Source organism: Pseudarthrobacter sp. 05T312 (assembly GCF_056396685.1).
This window is the reverse complement of sequence record NZ_JBFTLY010000001.1, coordinates 478,525-495,226: the sequence shown is the minus strand read 5'-3', so window position 1 is coordinate 495,226 and position 16,702 is coordinate 478,525. Positions and strand designations below refer to the sequence as shown.

Genomic DNA, 16,702 nt, shown 5'->3' with positions numbered 1-16,702 from the left:
GGACTTGAGAGACCGCAACACTGGGGCACGGGAAATTGCGGAGGAATTCGCTGGGAAAAAGCAGTGGCCGGCCCCCGCTGACGGAGGCCGGCCACTAGGATGCTATTCCCACTCGATGGTTCCCGGCGGCTTGCTGGTGACGTCCAGCACCACCCGGTTGACGCCGTCAACCTCGTTGGTGATCCGGTTGGAGATGCGTGCCAGCAGGTCGTACGGCAGGCGTGACCAGTCGGCGGTCATCGCGTCCTCGGAGGACACCGGGCGGAGCACGATGGGGTGGCCGTAGGTGCGGCCGTCGCCCATGACGCCCACGCTGCGGACGTCCGCGAGCAGGACCACGGGCATCTGCCATACTTCGTTGTCCAGGCCTGCGGCGGTCAGCTCGGCGCGGGCGATGGCGTCGGCCTTGCGGAGCAGGTCCAGCCGCTCCTTGGTGATGTCGCCGACGATCCGGATGCCGAGGCCTGGGCCGGGGAACGGCTGGCGGCCGACGATTTCCTGCGGCAAGCCGAGCTGGGCGCCCACGGCGCGGACCTCATCCTTGAACAGTGCGCGCAGCGGCTCAACGAGCTCGAACTGCAGGTCCTCGGGGAGGCCGCCCACATTGTGGTGGCTCTTGATGTTGGCTGCACCTTCGCCGCCGCCGGATTCGACGACGTCCGGGTAAAGCGTGCCCTGGACCAGGAACTTGATCTTCTCGCCGTGGGCTGCGGCCTCGGCGATGATGGCAAGTTCTGCTTCTTCGAAGGCGCGGATGAACTCCCGGCCAATGATCTTGCGCTTGGTTTCGGGGTCGCTGACGCCGGCCAGGGCCGAGAGGAAGCGTTCCTGTTCGTTGGCGACGTACAGCTTCACGCCGGTGGCGGCTACGAAGTCGCGTTCAACCTGTTCCGCTTCGCCTTCGCGCAGCAGTCCGTGGTCCACGAACACGCAGGTGAGCTGGTCGCCCACGGCGCGCTGGACCAGGGCTGCCGCCACGGCGGAATCCACGCCGCCGGAGAGGCCGCAGATAACGCGGGCGTCCCCGACCTGCTCGCGGATGCGCTCCACCTGTTCTTCCAGGATGTTGCCGGTGGTCCAGTTGGGCTCCAGTTTGGCGCCCTTGAACAGGAAGTTCTCCAGCACCTGCTGGCCATAGGCGGAGTGCTTGACCTCCGGGTGCCACTGCACGCCGAAGAGGCCCTTTTCCTCGTTGGCAAATGCTGCAACTTCAGCGCCTGCCGTCGTGGCCAGGACGTCGAATCCTGCCGGTGCTTCGTGCACGGAGTCGCCGTGGCTCATCCAGGTCTTCTGGTGCTGGGGCATTCCCTCGAGCACAGAGCGGCCATCACCCAGAATGGTGGTCTCCGTGGATCCGTACTCCCGCAGCCCGGTCCTGTCCACCTTGCCGCCCAGGGCGTTGGCCATGGCCTGGAAGCCGTAGCAGATGCCAAAGACGGGGACGCCGGCTTCGAAGAGGTCCGCGCCCACGCTGGGCGCGCCGTCGGCATAGACGCTGGAAGGGCCGCCGGAGAGGATGATGGCGGCAGGATTCTTGGCCAGGAGCTGCTCGGTGGACCAGGTATGCGGAACCACTTCCGAATACACGTTCGCTTCCCTGACGCGGCGGGCAATCAGCTGCGCGTACTGGGCACCGTAATCAACAACCAGCACCGGCTTCTGGGAAGTCTGGGATGCAGTGGGAGTAGTCACCGTAATAGCCTACTTTGCGCCCTTGCACCGGCGCACCTTGAGAGGCCCGGCTGTGACGGAGCAGACGTCCGACGGCGGGTGGCCCGGTGCGCTGAAGGCCCGTGTCAGTAGCGCTGCGGAGCCTGCGGGTTGGCGGCCAGCTCGGCCTCCACCTCGGCGTGGAACTTCTTTTCAACGATGAAGGACAGGAACGGCACGACGCCGCCCAGTGCCAGCAGGACCAGCTTCAGGAACGGCCAGCGCATGAGGGACCAGAGCCGGAAATTGGAGATCAGGTACACCACGTACATCCAGCCGTGCACGATCAGCACGGTGACGGAGACGTTCATGCCATTGAGCACACCCGCCGGCTCGGCGTCGGCGAATCCGAAGCCGAACGGTTGCCCGGTCACCGCGTTGGTCCCGCCGGCGAACAGGTACTGGCCAAAGCCGTAGCGAGCCACCAGTTCGGCGCACAGCAGCAGCAGCATGGTGCCGGTGAGGTAGGCCATGACCTTGTAGAACTTCAGGGCGGACCGGATCTGGGCCTCGGTGCCGCCGAAACGGCGCTTCTTTCCGGCAGTCTTGCCGGATGCCTGCGACGAGGGGGTGGCCGGTTTCGGATCAATCATGGCTGTACCTTCTGCTGGTGCTGGTCAGGCTGCTGGTGTTGTTCGTCCTGCTGTGGGAGCTGGTGTTCTTCGTCGTGCCCGTCGTCGTCGCCGGCGTCGTCAAAAGCCTCCTCGAGGTCCCGGTGGTAGTCGTCCTTGACCAGGCGCCACCAGATGAAGAGGGCGAAGCCGGCGAAGACAACCCACTCGATGGAGTAGAAGAGGTTGAGCCAGTTGATGTGCTGGGCGGGTGGCTGGGGGCCGATGTCCAGCGGAAGGAGGTTCCCGGGTACGGAGGCGGCACTCACATCCTGGCCGCCCACCACCTCTGCGGTGGCGGAGACGAAGCCGGGATAGCTGCTTACTTCCCAGTAGTTGATGAGCTCCGCCACGGAGACGGCGGAGGCCTCCCCCGCTTTGGGTGCCTTCCCGGCCACCGGCGCTTCGGACGGCAGCAGCCGCCCGGTCAGTTCAACAAGGCCCGACGGCGGTGCTGCCGCGTCCCCGGGTTCCGCGACCCACCCGCGTGCCACGGGGATCCAGGTCTGCGGTGAGGCACCTGCTCCGGTCAGGGCCGGGGCATCTTTGACGGCGAAGGCCGAAACGACCCAGTATCCGGTCTTGCCATCGTGGAGCCGGCCGGGAACAAGGACCTGCTTGTCCGGGCTGTATGTCCCCTGTGCCGTGACCATTTGGTCGGCTACGCTGCCGTGGAAGAATTCGCCGGGCTGCAGGGTGCTGGTGAGTGGCTGGACCTGTTCGGTGGCGGGGTTGACCGGAACCTCGGGCTGGGTGGAGCGGCCGAACTGCCACTGGCTCAGCAGCACGAAGACCCCGGAGAGAGCAATCGCGAAGATAAAGCCTGCGATCCATCGGGGCTTAAGGGCTGTTTTCCACACGTCTTAACCGTACTTCGTACTTCTGTAGAACAACTAAACGCCAAGGGCGTCCGGGTCCGGAGGCGGGCCCGGGGGATGCGCCTAGTGGTCGAAGAACACCAGGCTGGAGTTGATGAGCTCGGCGATTACTTCTGCGTCGTACGCACGCCGCAGCGATTCGCGGAACGATTCCTTGGAGAGTGACCTGGCCAGGGTGGCCAGGACTTCCAGGTGGTCGGAGAACGAGCTGGCTGGGGTGGCGATCAGCAGGATGACCGTGGCGGGGCCATCGGCGGCTCCGAAGTCCAGCGCGTGGCCGTACTTGGTGATGCCCACAGCGATGGAGGTCTGCGACACGAATTCGCTGCGGGCGTGCGGCAGGCCTACGCCGCCCGGGAGCCCCGTGGCGAGCTGGTGCTCCCGGGCGTTGACGTTCTTCAGGAACCCGTCAAGATCCGAGATCCGCCCGGCGGCGTAGAGCCGCTCTGCCAGTTGGTTGGTGGCGTCGGTTTTGTCCTTCGCCTCCATTTCCAGGATCACCATGTCAGCGGTGGTCAGGTGGGCGTCATACGGGTCCAGTGGTTCCGCCAAGGCGTATCCCTTCGGTCAGCAGTGGGGCGAACGGCCCCTCAACGCAAGGGCACGATATCTTCCGCGCCCAGGCGGGCGGCGTCTGCGGATTCGTCGTCCGGCTGTTGCTGGCTAAGGCGTTCGGCCTCCACGCGGGCAAGGTAGTGGCGGACTTCGTTTTCACGCTGCGTGTCACTCCAGCCAAGGACGTCACCCATCAGTTTAGCGACAACAGGGGCGGCCGACACTCCGCGGTCCCAGGATTCGATGGAGATCCGTGTGCGGCGGGTGAGGACGTCCTGGACATGGCGGGCACCTTCATGGCTTGCGGCGTAGACCGCTTCTGCCCGCAGGTAGTCGTCGGCGCCGGGGAGCGGCTCCGCCAGCTCCGGGTTCTGCTCGATAATCGCCAGGACTTCGGGCGTCATGGAGCCGTAACGGTTGAGCAGGTGCTCGATCCGCGCCACGTGGACACCCGATTCCTCTGCCGTGCGGTTCCGGCGGTTCCAGGCCGCCCGGAAACCGCTGGCGCCCAGCAGCGGGATGGTCTCGGTGCAGCTCGGGGGAACCCGCTCATCCATGGTGCGGGTGGCCTCGTCCACGGCATCTTTGGCCATGACCCGGTAGGTGGTCCATTTTCCGCCGGCCACTACCACCAGGCCCGGCACGGGGTGCGCCACGACGTGTTCGCGGGAGAGCTTGGCCGTGGAGTCGTTTTCGCCTGCCAGCAGCGGCCGCAGCCCTGCGTAGACTCCTTCGACGTCTTCCCTGGTCAGGGGCCGCTTCAGCACCTGGTTGACGTGTTCCAGGACGTAGTCGATGTCCTTGCTGGAAGCGGCAGGGTGGGCCTTGTCCAGGTGCCAGTCCGTGTCAGTTGTGCCGATGATCCAGTGCCGTCCCCACGGGATGACGAACAGGACCGATTTCTCGGTGCGCAGGATCAGGCCCACCGTGGACTGGAAGCGGTCGCGGGGCACCACCAGGTGGATGCCCTTGGAGGCCCGGACCTTTAGCTGGCCGCGGTCGGTGACCATGGCCTGGGTTTCGTCGGTCCATACGCCGGTGGCATTGATGACCTGCTTGGCGCGGATGCTGAACTGGGTTCCGTCTTCGCGGTTTTCCACCTTGGCACCGACTACCCGCTCGCCTTCGCGCAGGAAGTCCACTACCTTCATCTGGTTCACGGCGTGGGCGCCGTAGTAGGCAGCGGTGCGGACCAGGTTGGCGCAGTATTTGGCGTCATCCACCTGCCCGTCGTAGTAGCGGATGGACCCCACGAAGGCGTCGTCCTTCAGGCTGGGCGCGGCGCGCAGGGTGCCGCGCCTGCTCAGGTGCTTGTGGAACGGGACGCCGCGGCTGTGGCCGGCGGAGACTGACATGGCGTCATAGAGGGCGATGCCGGCACCCACATAGGGCCGCTCGATGAAGGGTTTGGTCAGCGGATACAGGAACGGCACCGGCCGGGCCAGGTGGGGTGCAATCTCAGAGAGGAGCAGCCCGCGTTCCTGCAGGGCCTCTTTGACCAGGGCAAAATCCAGCATTTCCAGGTAGCGCAAGCCACCGTGGATAAGTTTTGAAGACCGGGAGGACGTCCCCGCAGCCCAGTCGCTTGCCTCGACGATGCCGACGCTCAACCCCCGGGTCACGGCGTCAAGTGCGGCTCCCGTGCCGACGATGCCGCCACCCACAATCAGGATGTCCAGTTCCTGGCCGGGTTCCGTGGTGGCGCGCAGCCGCTGGATGGATGCTGCCCTGGCTTCGGGGCCAAGGACCCCGCCGTTTACAGGAACACTCTTCATTGAACGCCTCCAGTGCCTCTAGTGCCGGTAGTAAACCCACACTACTTGCTAGTGGCGTGCTTGGGCAGGGCGGGCCAGCGGCCCGCCCTGCCCCGGTGCCTTAGTTCCCGGCGTAAGGCGACACCACGACGTCGACCCGCTGGAATTCCTTCAGGTCGGAATAGCCGGTGGTGGCCATGGAGCGCCGCAGGGCGCCGATGAGGTTGGACGTGCCGTTGGTGTGGTGGCCGGGCCCAAAGAGGACCTCCTCAAGGGGGCCAACGGTGCCCACGTTGGCGCGGTCTCCGCGGGGCAGTTCGGTGTGGTGCGCTTCCTGGCCCCAGTGCCATCCCTTGCCCGGCGCTTCTTCCGCCCGGGCCAAGGCACTGCCCAGCATGACGGCGTCGGCGCCCATGGCGATTGCCTTGACGATGTCGCCCGAGGTGCCCATGCCGCCGTCGGCAATGACATGGACGTAGCGGCCGCCGGACTCGTCCATGTAGTCGCGGCGGGCGGCTGCGACATCGGAGATGGCGGAGGCCATGGGCGAGTGGATGCCCAGGGCGCGGCGGGTGGTGGTGGTGGCGCCGCCGCCGAAGCCGACCAGGACGCCTGCGGCGCCGGTGCGCATGAGGTGCAGCGCCGGGGTATAGCCCGCTGCGCCGCCCACGATCACCGGGACGTCGAGTTCGTAGATGAACTGCTTGAGGTTCAGCGGCTCGTGGTCCTTGGAGACGTGCTCGGCGGAGACAGTGGTGCCGCGGATGACGAAGATATCGACGCCGGCCGCCAGGACGGTCTTGTAGTGTTCCTGGGTGCGCTGCGGGGTCAGGGACCCGGCAACGGTGACGCCGGCCTCGCGGATCTCAGCCAGGCGGGACGTGATGAGTTCGGGCTGGATGGGGGCCTGGTACAGCTCCTGCATGCGTCCGGTCACCGCGGGGCTGTTGGTCTCGTCCTCCAGCGCCGCAATCTCATCGAGGATGGACTGCGGATCCTCGTACCGGGTCCAGAGGCCTTCCAGGTCCAGCACGCCAAGGCCGCCCAGCTTGCCGAGGGCGATGGCGGTGGCCGGGGACATGGCCGAGTCCATCGGCGCGGCGATTACCGGCATCTCGAACTGGTAGGCGTCGATCTGCCAGGAGACGGAGACGTCCTTGGGGTCGCGGGTGCGACGGTTGGGGACGATTGCAATGTCATCCAGGGAGTAGGCACGACGCCCACGCTTGCCACGGCCGATCTCGATCTCATAAGTCACTGCTCTAGGTTATCCCAGCGGGTTCGGTGAACGGGCCCGGGCGCTTCCCTGTGGGGAGCGCTGCCCATGGCGACTGCGCCGAGCAAACACGTAGCCTTGGCAGGGGGCTTCGGTGGATGCTCCCGCGATAGCCTCCACGATTGGGCCTCCTTCCGATATGACGCACTCCATTCCTTTTCCCGCCGACAGGCCCGTCCATCCGCTCGACCATTGGCTCTCCCCCGAACTGGCCCGGGTCAGCCCACCGGACGCCCCGTCCCGGCTGCGCCAACTGGCGGATGTCCAGGGCACCTTGGCGGCCGCTTGGAGCGGCGCGATCGCCGGCGGACCGGTCCTGGCCCTTGCGGGTGCGTTCTTCTCCGTCATGTCGGGAAACCCCGCGACAGCGCTCGTCCTGCTCCCGCTGGGAGCCGTCCTGATGCTGTTGGGCCTCTTCGGATGGAAACGGGTCCGATCCGCCCTGCCCCGGACCGACAAGGTCCTGATCAACCGTGGTCCCGGATCTGCCCGCGGCGGCATCGGCATGGTGTCGTTTCTGGCGGCCATTATCGGCGCGTTCATTTTTCCGACCCTGCCCTCTGCCACGGCGAAGGGCGGCGCCACGGCCGCAACGCTGGTGGGCGTCTACGTCCTCCTCCTGGCACTCCTGGTCGCATGCATCGTTGTCCCATCCACCGTCATGGGCCGGGCAAGGGAATCATTCAGGCGGCGTATCCGCATCGATCCTGCTCTTCGCGAGGCTCTTGAGGAGGACCTGGCCGTCTGGCGCGATCCCTACGGCAACGCGGCCTACGGGCCTCTGTGATGCGCACCCTTCCCGCTACAGTGGCGTGATGGGCAGCCGCTGGACATTCGACGGGCACATCGCCGGGATTGGGACTACTTCCGGGCTGCGCGCCGTCGTCGGGATCTGGCAGGACTCCGCCTTTGGGTCGTTCGCGGACGTCATGGTGCAACAGCCTTCGGGACACCGGCTGCTGCTGGCCCCGACACCCGAGGTGGCCGGCTTCATTGCCGCCACCTACACCTTTGATGAAGTGCGGGTACTGGACGTTGCTGCCTCGCTCGCCGATCACACGTTGACGGTCGACGCCGGCCCGCTGGAAGTTCGGGCCGTCACCGGTGCGAGGACCCTGCTGGGAACAGCGCTGCGGGCAGTACCCCGGCGCCTTGCCGTCCATCCCCGCTGGCTCGCCGCGGTCAATCCGTTCGCCGCCCTTGCGGCACCTGGCGCCCGCACCTACGGTACTGCGGGCAGCGGAAGGACTGAGTTCTATGGGGTGACGGACCTGCACCACGTGACGTCCGCCGTTGTCCGCTGGAATGGTGCCGATGCCGGAGCGCTGGCCCCCATCCGGCCCGCCGTCACGTTCGGCTTCAGCAGCGTCCCTCCCCGCCCGGGCATCGCCCGCGTGCGCACCACCGTGGTGGACGCGTGATGGGCGGCCGATTCACACTTCTTCAGCTTCATCAACCGTCAGTTGCGATTCGAACATCCTGAAGTAGCGGCCGCGCAGGGCCACTAACTCCTTGTGCGTGCCCTGCTCCACCACTTGTCCGTCCTCCAGCATGTACACGACGTCCGCCTTCTCGATGGTGGCGAGCCGGTGGCTGATGGCGATGATGGTGCTGCTGCGGTCCGCGAAGAGACGCGTGAAGATCCGATGCTCAGCGAGGGCATCGATGGCGGAGGTGGGTTCGTCCATCACCATGAACGACGCGTCCCGGTAGAAGTTCCTGGCCATGGCAAGGCGCTGCCACTGGCCTCCCGAAAGGCCGCTCCCCTTCCGGCCGCGTGGGTCCTCCATCCAGTTGCTGACGTGGTTGTCCAGGCCGTTGGGCAGCTTGTTGATGAATTCCAGGGCTTCGGCGTCGGAGGCGGCCCTGCGGATGCGTTCATCATCCCGTGCAGAGTCGACGTCCCCGAAGTAGATGTTCTCCGCCGCCGTGGCGAACTCGTACTTGAGGAACTCCTGGCTGAGCACGGCCAGGTGCCGGTGCCAGGAGGTAACGTCGACGGCGGCGAGGTCCACGCCGTCGAGCAGGACCTGGCCGGAGTCGGGCCGGTAGAGCCCGGCGAGGATGCGGATCAGCGTCGACTTCCCGGCGCCGTTCTCCCCCACGATGGCTATGTGCTGGCCCCGGCGGATGGTGAGGCTGATGCCCCGGATGACCTCGATGTCGCTTCCGGTGTAGGTGAAACGGATGTCCTTCAGCTCGACTTCCCGCGGGGCTTCCAGCAGCGGAGGGGCGTGTTCGGAGTGCATGGGCATCGCCATGAACAGCTCGTAGTCCTTCAGGTTGGCGAGGTCCTCGTCGATGGAGCTTAGCGAGGACACCAGGTTGTTGGCCGTGGACAATGCACGGCTGACGATCTGCTGCACGTAGAGGAACTGGCCCACCGGGGCGGCGCGGGCAATGATCTGCCCCACGACCCAAATCAGTGATACCACCTCGGCACCGTACTGCAGCGCGTCCGCGGCCAGCTGCCGTGGAATGTAGCGGCGCTGGTAGTCCAGCCGGCGGCGCTCGTCCGCATCGCGAAGGCGCGAACGAAGGTCCATGAGGAAACTGACGATGCCATAAAGCCGCATTTCGGCAATGTGCTGCGGCCGGAGGAGGTTGGTCTCGATCATTCGGCGCTGGCGGCGTGAGTCCACCTGCGTGTTCCAGTGCGCGATCTGCTCCCGGGACAGCTTGAACTGCAGGTACACGCTGGGAACGATGGCCACCAGGACGATGACGGCGATCCACCAGCTGACAAGCAACAGGGCGCCGATGGCCAGGATGACCGAAACCAGCTGCGTGAAGATGGCAGCTATACGGTCCAGAACCCGGGCGTACGAATCCGAAAACCGTTTGGCACGGTCGTAGAGGTCCACTGTCTCCTTGTCGTCGTACCGCCAGAACTCGAGGGCAAGGAAGCGCTCGTACATCTGGTCACCGACGATGGCCCCCACCTTGAAGCTCATCAACTGCTGGATATATCGGTCAATGCTGTTGAAGGCGCCCCAGAAGAGACCCAGCGCGGCAGTGACAACGACGTAGACGATCGCAAGGCGCCCCGCCGCGCCGTCGCCCGCGTAAGCGGCCGCCAATGCCGTGGTGGTCAGGGACGCAAAGAATGTGGTCACGAGCGGCAGCACAGCCGAGATGAGGGAGCCAAGCACCTTCATGACCACCGCGCCCGGGGATGCACGGAAACTCACCCGGAGAACCTGGGCCACGGCCTTGGCATAGGGACGCAGTGCCAGCCGCTTTTGCGGGTCGCGTTTAGGGGTCAGTTCCGCCGGGTGGCGCGGTTGGGACATGGAATCAGCCTAGTGCCGGGCGGTCCGTCATCATGTGGAATGGAGACATCGCAGCAGCGCATCCTCGCCTGGTGAGAGTGCCAGGTAGTGGAAGTCCGCTCGTCCACCAGCCAACCGACGTGCTCGCCCGCTGTGAAACGCCTCGATCATCCGGGCCGGGCCCACCCATTCTGGCCAGTGGGTTGGTTCGGGGTCCTGGCGTTCGGGGTTGTAGTGGCGTCCGGTGGGTGAGGTCCACCCGGGTGGTCCGTTGTTGGTGGCAGGGTCGGGTGTCCATTGGCTGTGGTGTTTGAGTCGGTGGTGTTTGGGGCAGAGCTGTGCGAGGTTGTTGACGTTGGTGGTGCCGCCGTGTTCCCACGCTTGTAGGTGGTCTGTTTCGTTGTCGGGGGTCTTGTTGGTGCAGCCGGGGAAGGTGCATTTGGTGTCGCGCATGCGGATCCAGTGTTTGATGGCCCCGGTGAGCCGGTAGTTTTTCCGGCCGATCTCCAAGGGTGCCCCGTCCCGCGGGTCGACAAGGACCCGGTAGAACGAGTCAGCCCCGTCAGTGACCAGCTTGCGTGCCATCGATGCCGGGATCGGCCCGAAACCATCCAGCACGGCTGGTTCGTCGGTGAGGCCGAGGAGTGAGAACACCGGCACGGTGACCAGCACATCGGCCCGCAGGGCAGGGACCTTCCCGATCCCTGTGAGACCTTGGGTGCCCGGGGCGGTGTCGGCGGAACCCTCACCCGCTACCTGCACGGCGCCGAGGAGGAGGCTGGCGGCGATGTCGGGGCGGAGCTGGGTAAGCGTGCGGGGTTCGTCGGGGCCCTGGAGTCCGCGGGCGGTGGCGGTGGTGCGGTTCCAGATGGCACACGCGGTATCGCCGGGGAGGTAGAGGGAGACCCAGGCCATGCCGTCCTTGTCAGGGGTGTATTCCATCCGCCGGTCAGCGATCCCCTTTGCATGGCGTTTCTCGATCGATTCCGGATGATGGCGCTCCCGCCAACCCCGCACCTTGGCCCGGAACCGGGACGGAACGAGCTCACCGGGAGCGGCACCCCGGGCGGGGTGGGGTGCGTCGGGGTCGAAGAAGTGTGCCACCAAAGACGCCGCGCCCTCAGGGGTAAGGCCTTCAGTCTCGTCCGCGACAATCCGTGCGTGCTGCCACGACATCGCGCCCGCAGCCAGGGCCTGGAACACCAGCGGCAGGGAACAGATCCGGCGTGACTGCTCCACCAACGCCCCCGCTGCCGCGGAACTGACGGTCAGCACCCCGGCGATCTCCTCCACCACGGACATCTGCGCATAGCTGCGGTCCTGGACGGTGGCGTCCGGCGGCGTCGTCGCTTCCTGGAACCCGGCGGCGTCGGCAGCGTCCTGTGCTTTCACCGCGGCGAGCTGCGCCTCCAGCCGGGCTAACAGCTCCAAGCCTTCCAGCCGGATCTCATACCGACGCTGCAACACATCAACGTCAACACCAACGGCGTCGCCGGAAGCCAGGGAAGCGTCCTCCCGCTCCAGCGCATCCAGGGCAGCCACAGAGGCGCGAACACCCTCCAGGACCACCCCAACACCACCGCCGATTTTCATATGCAAATCATGCAGCAGGGGCCCGACATTCAGGCCGACAGCGACCTCCGAGCCCAACAACAAGACCGAACCCAACAACAAGAGGAGGCGGGAAAATCCCGCCTCCTCTTTCACTCGCCTCAGCGTGAATAAAACCCTTCGACGTTACCGTGAGCCGTAGTTCGGCGCCTCAACGGTCATCTGGATATCGTGCGGGTGCGATTCCTTCAGCCCGGCGGAGGTGATCCGTACGAACTTGCCCCGGACTTTCAGCTCGGGGACGGTCGGTGCGCCCGTGTAGAACATGGTCTGGCGCAGGCCGCCCACCAGCTGGTAAGCCACGGAGGACAGCGGGCCACGGTACGCCACCCGGCCTTCGATGCCTTCCGGGATCAGCTTGTCGTCACCGGAGACGTCGGCCTGGAAGTACCGGTCCTTGGAGTAGGACGTGTTCTTGCCGCGCGACTGCATGGCGCCCAGGGAGCCCATGCCGCGGTAGGACTTGAACTGCTTGCCGTTGACGAAGATCAGGTCGCCCGGGGACTCGTCGCAGCCTGCCAGGAGCGAGCCCAGCATCACGGTGTCCGCACCGGCCACCAGGGCTTTGCCGATGTCGCCGGAGTACTGCAGGCCGCCGTCGGCGATTAGCGGAACGCCGGCCGGAATGGCGGCCTTGGCGGATTCGTAGATGGCCGTGATCTGCGGGACGCCGACGCCGGCCACCACGCGGGTGGTGCAGATGGACCCGGGACCAACGCCTACCTTGATGCCGTCGGCACCGGCGTCGATCAGGGCCTGGGCGCCTTCGCGGGTCGCGGCCTGGCCGCCGATGATGTCCACGTGCGCGGCGACGGGATCGGACTTCAGCCTGCGGATCATGTCCAGGACACCCTGGGAGTGGCCGTTGGCGGTGTCCACGAACAGGGCGTCCACGCCGGCGTCCACGAGGGTCATGGCCCGCTCCCAGCCGTCACCGAAGAAGCCGATGGCGGCACCCACGCGGAGGCGGCCCTCATCGTCCTTGGTGGCGAGGGGGTACTGCTCGGCCTTGGTGAAGTCCTTCGTGGTGATCAGGCCCTTGAGCCGGCCCTGCTCGTCCACGAGCGGCAGCTTCTCGATCTTGTTGGTAGCCAGCTTGTGGGAGGCTTCCTCGCGGCTGATGCCTACGTGCCCGGTGACCAGGGGCATCTTGGTCATGACGTCGCTGACCAGCCGCAGCGGGAAGTCGGACTCCGGCACAAAACGGGTGTCGCGGTTGGTGACGATGCCCAGCAGGCGGTTGTCCTCATCCACCACAGGCAGGCCCGACACACGGTAGTGGGCGCAGAGATCATCGAGCTCGCGCAGGGTCGCCTCGGGGCGGATGGTCAGCGGGTTGGTGATCATCCCGGACTCGCTCCGCTTGACCCGGTCCACCTGGTCCGCCTGGTCGGCGATGGACAGGTTGCGGTGCACCACGCCCAAGCCGCCCTGGCGGGCCATGGCGATGGCCATCCGGGATTCGGTGACGGTGTCCATGGCAGCGGAGAGCAGCGGCGTCTGGACCGTGATCCGCTTGGAGATCCGCGAGGATGTGTCGGCCTCGGACGGGATGACGTCGGTGTGCCCCGGCAGGAGCAGGACGTCGTCGTAGGTCAGGCCAATAAAGCCAAAGGGGTTGTGTTCGGGCTCGGTCATGAGTGCGCCTCTTACCTTGGTTGCTGGGTCACGGGTAGGGGTTGCAGCCGATGACCAGCCCGTGATTACGGAACTGGCCTGTGCAGACGATCCTGCGGGAGCACCGTGCAGGACGGCGTTCCGGGGGCAGAAAGTGTTGAGTAAATATTAGAACCTCGGCGCCGATCCCCCTATTCCACGCCGCCAATGTGAGCAACCCCACCCACGGCCCGGCGGCCGGGAGAGCTCAGCTCCAGCCGGTGGCGGCCAGCAGCCGCTGCTCGAACATGGTAATCATGGACTCGACGTAGGTCCTGGTGAGGTGGTTGTCGTCCTTGTAGACGTACACATTCCCCACCACGGCCGGGCAGACGCCGCGCGCACAGATGAAGTCGCTCATGTCCATCAGGTGGAGCCCCGGAAGCTTGCCGCGGTAGTTTTCCAGCGGCGACGGCTCCACCAGGGACTCAGCCAGCGGCGGGTTGCACGCCGGGGCGCCGGCCCCGTTCCGCTGGGCGCACTGCGGCATATTGAAGGTGAACCGCGGGTTGTCCCGGATGCCCACAATCTCGATCCCCAGGTCCGCGAACGGCTTCACGCCGTCGAGGTATCCCGGGACCTCGGTTTCGAACGGGGCGTCCTCGTGGGTCAGCGACGCCACGGTGAACACGGCATCCGGCAGGTGTTCCAGGACGTAGGCGGAGCTGGCACGGTTGTAGGCGTTGCATTCAGCGTTCCGGGTTTCCGATTCGGCACCGAAGCGGCAGGCGGGCATCAGCAGCGTGACGATCTCCCAGCCTCGGGCGGCCGCCACCGGCGCGAGGGCGGCAAGGTACTGCTGGGCGTGGGAGTCGCCCAGCACCACGATGCGTTTGGTGGCGGGCTCCTCCGGAAGCTCCTGCCTGCAGCCGTCCAGGATGGGGTCGTCCGTGGCGTTGGCACCGGTGCAGGGCGAGTCGATGCCGGCCCAGTCGTTGTCCAGCGCGGTGGGCCCGGGGATGGTGCGGGCCCTCGGGGCAGGCGAGTTTTCGTTCTCCGGGGTGAGCGCCAACGCCCCTGGCGTGAGTTCCCTCGGCTGTGCCGCCGTCGCGCTTTCCTCAGCGGTGAGTGAGGTCTGCCAGACTGCAACGGGCCCGGCCAGGAGAGCGCCGCAGGCAACAACCACGACGGCGGTCCGCCACGTCCGGAGCTTGGGCCAGTGCCAGTCCCGCAGCGGCTTTTCCACGAAGCGCGTGGTCAGGACGGCGAGCACGATGGCGGCTCCGACGATGCCGAGGCCCTGCGTGAGGTTCGGCGCTTCAACGCCGGTGGCCGCGAGCGTCAGCACCAGGACGGGCCAGTGCCACAGATACAGGGCGTAGGAGTTGTCGCCCAGGGCCACGGCGGCCCTGCTGCTGAGGAGTCGGTCAACGCCGAACCGGCTGCCGGTCTGCCCAGCAACGATGATCGCGGCGGCAGCCAGCGTGGGCCACAGTGCCACGTACCCAGGGAAGGACCGGTCAACGGTCAGGACCAGCCCGCAGGAAATCATCGCGGCCAGTCCCGCCCAGCCCAGGGCAATGCGCACCACGCGTCCGGGCCGCAGGTACGGCAGCGCCAGCGCAAGCAGGGAGCCCAGCGCAAATTCCCAGAGCCGGGCTCGGGTGTCGAAATAGGCGTAGGCCTGGTTGGTGGCTGTCTGGTCAACCGAGTAGGCCAGTGACACCGCGAACACGGCCCCGAAAACTACTGCCAGCAGGCCGCGGTACGTCACCCAGTTCAGGCGGGGAACGCGGCGGAGCCCTGCCAGCACGGAAGCGGCGGCGGCAAAGACCAGCGGCCACAGGATGAAGACCTGCCCCTGGATAGACAGGGACCAGAAGTGCTGCAGCGGGCTGGCACCGGCATGGTCCTGCGCGTAATAGTCCACCGACAACTCCGCAAGGAGCCAGTTCTGGTTGTACAGCAGGGACGCCCAGGCCTGGTCCAGTACCTGCGGCCAGCGGCCCTGCGGCAGGATCAGCCAGGTGCCGGCCAGCACCCCGAGGATCACCACGACGGCGGCGGGCAGCAGCCGCTTGAACAGGTGCAGCCAGTGCGCCAGCAGCTGGAAGGGTTTGCCTGACTCGGCTTTCCGGACGAACGACAACGTGAGCAGGAAGGCCGAGATGAGCAGGAAGATGTCTACGCCGCCGGACACACGGCCCAGCCAGACGTGGTAGGCCACGACCATTAGGACAGCCAGCGCCCGGAGCCCCTGGACTTCGGGCCGGAAGGTGGGCTTCCGTCGGCGGACAGCCGGGCCGGATTCAGGTGCCTTCGGGGCTTCCGATACCGACACTAGAAACCCCTCACAACACCCGCCAGCCAAAGCATCAAGCCTAGCCAACGGCGCCCACATCGGCGAATCAACGCTGGTGTTCCGGCTAAGCTGGCCCCAAACGGCGAAGGGAGCAGGTGTGGTTGTCCAGCTGCGGATCTGCGTGCCCGGGGAGCTGTCCGCCGTCACCGTGCAGACCTGCCGCGACCACCGGGGAACGGCGGAAGTAGCGCTGCTCCAGGGTGCGGCCGTAGTACCGGATGGCGATGTCATCGAGGTGCTGGTTGCCCGGGAGTCCGTGGAGGAACTGCTCGAAAAGCTCGAAGTCCTGAAGATCCAGGACGTGGGTTCGATTTCCATGGCCACCCCTGAACTCGTGCTGTCCAAAAGCGCTGACCGGGCTGAGCGCGCCGCTCCCGGGGACGGCGCAGACGCAGTGATTTGGGATGACGTCACCCGGCAAACCGGTGAAGATTCACGCCTGACCTGGAACTTCCTTGCCTTCCTGGTGCTGGCAACCCAACTGGCCGGCATCGGCATCGTGACGGACTCCCCCATAGCCATTGTCGGTGCCATGGCGGTGGGGCCCGAGTTCGGACCACTGGCCGCCCTTGCCGTCTCGCTGGCCACCAGGCAGTGGAAACTGGGGCGCCGCGCCGCCGTCGCCCTGGCTGTCGGTTTCCCCGTTGCCATGCTGCTGGCGGCACTCACGGCATGGCTTTCGGTTCCCCTCGGTCTCTTCCCACGCGATGCCCTGGACAAAGGCTCGGCAGTGGAGTTCATCTACCACCCCGGGCCGTATTCATTGATCGTGGCCGTGCTGGCGGGGATCGCCGGCATGCTGTCCATCATCGGACGCCGCTCGGCCGCACTGATCGGCGTCTTCATCTCCGTGACCACCGTGCCGGCGGCCGGCTACGTGGCGGTGGCCCTGGTGCTGGGTGAATACCAGAAGGCCGCAGGCTCCGCGCTGCAACTGCTGCTCAACCTCGTGGGCATCGTTGTGGCAGCCGTCGCGGTCCTCCTCTTCTACCGGAGAATCACCCGTCGGCTGCCGGACGGCGTGGCACGCAGCCTGAAACGCCAGCGCAACGGGTCCCGGCGCCAGGCCTGATCCGG

General features: G+C 66.4%; 13 protein-coding genes. 3 read left to right on the top strand and 10 right to left on the bottom strand.

The window, feature by feature from the left end:
* Nucleotides 1–102 precede the first annotated feature (102 nt).
* The 6 genes from guaA to AC1DIP_RS02450 all read right to left on the bottom strand — a co-directional run bounded on the left by guaA (nt 103) and on the right by AC1DIP_RS02450 (nt 6,766).
* Nucleotides 103–1,692 (bottom strand): glutamine-hydrolyzing GMP synthase, encoded by a 1,590-nt coding sequence (guaA, locus tag AC1DIP_RS02475; protein ID WP_477732693.1) that lies wholly within the window; start codon nt 1,690–1,692, stop codon nt 103–105.
* A 104-nt stretch (nt 1,693–1,796) separates the two neighbouring features.
* Nucleotides 1,797–2,303 (bottom strand): DUF3817 domain-containing protein, encoded by a 507-nt coding sequence (locus tag AC1DIP_RS02470; RefSeq protein WP_476206292.1) that lies wholly within the window; start codon nt 2,301–2,303, stop codon nt 1,797–1,799.
* On the bottom strand, nt 2,300–3,181 hold the full coding sequence (locus AC1DIP_RS02465) for an SURF1 family cytochrome oxidase biogenesis protein (RefSeq protein ID WP_476206293.1): 882 nt from the start codon (nt 3,179–3,181) through the stop codon (nt 2,300–2,302). Before AC1DIP_RS02465 ends, AC1DIP_RS02470 begins: the two co-directional genes overlap by 4 nt.
* Before the next feature lie 81 nt (nt 3,182–3,262).
* Nucleotides 3,263–3,751: a PTS sugar transporter subunit IIA gene (locus AC1DIP_RS02460; protein WP_387557341.1), complete on the bottom strand. Its 489-nt coding sequence runs from the start codon at nt 3,749–3,751 to the stop codon at nt 3,263–3,265.
* A 38-nt stretch (nt 3,752–3,789) separates the two neighbouring features.
* Nucleotides 3,790–5,529 carry a glycerol-3-phosphate dehydrogenase/oxidase gene (locus tag AC1DIP_RS02455; protein ID WP_477732692.1) on the bottom strand — a complete coding sequence of 580 codons (1,740 nt, stop codon included), beginning with the start codon at nt 5,527–5,529 and terminating at the stop codon, nt 3,790–3,792.
* Between the two features lie 100 nt (nt 5,530–5,629).
* Complete coding sequence (locus tag AC1DIP_RS02450) at nt 5,630–6,766, bottom strand: GuaB3 family IMP dehydrogenase-related protein (RefSeq protein ID WP_476206296.1); 1,137 nt, start codon at nt 6,764–6,766, stop codon at nt 5,630–5,632.
* Nucleotides 6,767–6,923: 157 nt separating this feature from the next.
* Here AC1DIP_RS02450 and AC1DIP_RS02445 point away from each other — a divergent pair, with 157 nt between their 5' ends.
* Together AC1DIP_RS02445 and AC1DIP_RS02440 are read left to right on the top strand one after the other, a co-directional pair.
* Nucleotides 6,924–7,571: a hypothetical protein gene (locus AC1DIP_RS02445; protein WP_477732691.1), complete on the top strand. Its 648-nt coding sequence runs from the start codon at nt 6,924–6,926 to the stop codon at nt 7,569–7,571.
* Between the two features lie 28 nt (nt 7,572–7,599).
* Nucleotides 7,600–8,205 carry a hypothetical protein gene (locus AC1DIP_RS02440; protein WP_477732690.1) on the top strand — a complete coding sequence of 202 codons (606 nt, stop codon included), beginning with the start codon at nt 7,600–7,602 and terminating at the stop codon, nt 8,203–8,205.
* 12 nt (nt 8,206–8,217) lie between these two features.
* On the opposite strand, the gene AC1DIP_RS02435 is transcribed toward AC1DIP_RS02440, so the two are convergent.
* The 4 genes from AC1DIP_RS02435 to AC1DIP_RS02420 form a co-directional block, all read right to left on the bottom strand.
* On the bottom strand, nt 8,218–10,077 hold the full coding sequence (locus AC1DIP_RS02435) for an ATP-binding cassette domain-containing protein (protein WP_476206301.1): 1,860 nt from the start codon (nt 10,075–10,077) through the stop codon (nt 8,218–8,220).
* A gap of 30 nt (nt 10,078–10,107) precedes the next feature.
* Nucleotides 10,108–11,649 (bottom strand): HNH endonuclease signature motif containing protein, encoded by a 1,542-nt coding sequence (locus AC1DIP_RS02430; RefSeq protein ID WP_477732689.1) that lies wholly within the window; start codon nt 11,647–11,649, stop codon nt 10,108–10,110.
* Between the two features lie 144 nt (nt 11,650–11,793).
* Nucleotides 11,794–13,305, bottom strand: coding sequence for an IMP dehydrogenase (guaB, locus tag AC1DIP_RS02425; protein WP_141159834.1), 1,512 nt, complete (start codon nt 13,303–13,305; stop codon nt 11,794–11,796).
* A gap of 226 nt (nt 13,306–13,531) precedes the next feature.
* Nucleotides 13,532–15,664: an acyltransferase family protein gene (locus tag AC1DIP_RS02420; RefSeq protein WP_477732942.1), complete on the bottom strand. Its 2,133-nt coding sequence runs from the start codon at nt 15,662–15,664 to the stop codon at nt 13,532–13,534.
* 58 nt (nt 15,665–15,722) lie between these two features.
* On the opposite strand from AC1DIP_RS02420, the gene AC1DIP_RS02415 reads away from it, so the two are divergent.
* Complete coding sequence (locus AC1DIP_RS02415) at nt 15,723–16,697, top strand: DUF389 domain-containing protein (RefSeq protein WP_477732688.1); 975 nt, start codon at nt 15,723–15,725, stop codon at nt 16,695–16,697.
* Nucleotides 16,698–16,702: the final 5 nt, after the last annotated feature.

Bases quoted from the DNA above. Each gene is read 5' to 3' on its own strand.
- AC1DIP_RS02435 (WP_476206301.1), bottom strand. From the start codon at position 10,077: ATGTCCCAACCGCGCCACCCGGCGGAACTGACCCCTAAACGCGACCCG.
- guaB (WP_141159834.1), bottom strand. From the start codon at position 13,305: ATGACCGAGCCCGAACACAACCCCTTTGGCTTTATTGGCCTGACCTAC.
- AC1DIP_RS02455 (WP_477732692.1), bottom strand. From the start codon at position 5,529: ATGAAGAGTGTTCCTGTAAACGGCGGGGTCCTTGGCCCCGAAGCCAGG.
- AC1DIP_RS02445 (WP_477732691.1), top strand. From the start codon at position 6,924: ATGACGCACTCCATTCCTTTTCCCGCCGACAGGCCCGTCCATCCGCTC.
- AC1DIP_RS02470 (WP_476206292.1), bottom strand. From the start codon at position 2,303: ATGATTGATCCGAAACCGGCCACCCCCTCGTCGCAGGCATCCGGCAAG.
- AC1DIP_RS02430 (WP_477732689.1), bottom strand. From the start codon at position 11,649: ATGAAAATCGGCGGTGGTGTTGGGGTGGTCCTGGAGGGTGTTCGCGCC.
- AC1DIP_RS02440 (WP_477732690.1), top strand. From the start codon at position 7,600: ATGGGCAGCCGCTGGACATTCGACGGGCACATCGCCGGGATTGGGACT.
- AC1DIP_RS02420 (WP_477732942.1), bottom strand. From the start codon at position 15,664: ATGTGGGCGCCGTTGGCTAGGCTTGATGCTTTGGCTGGCGGGTGTTGT.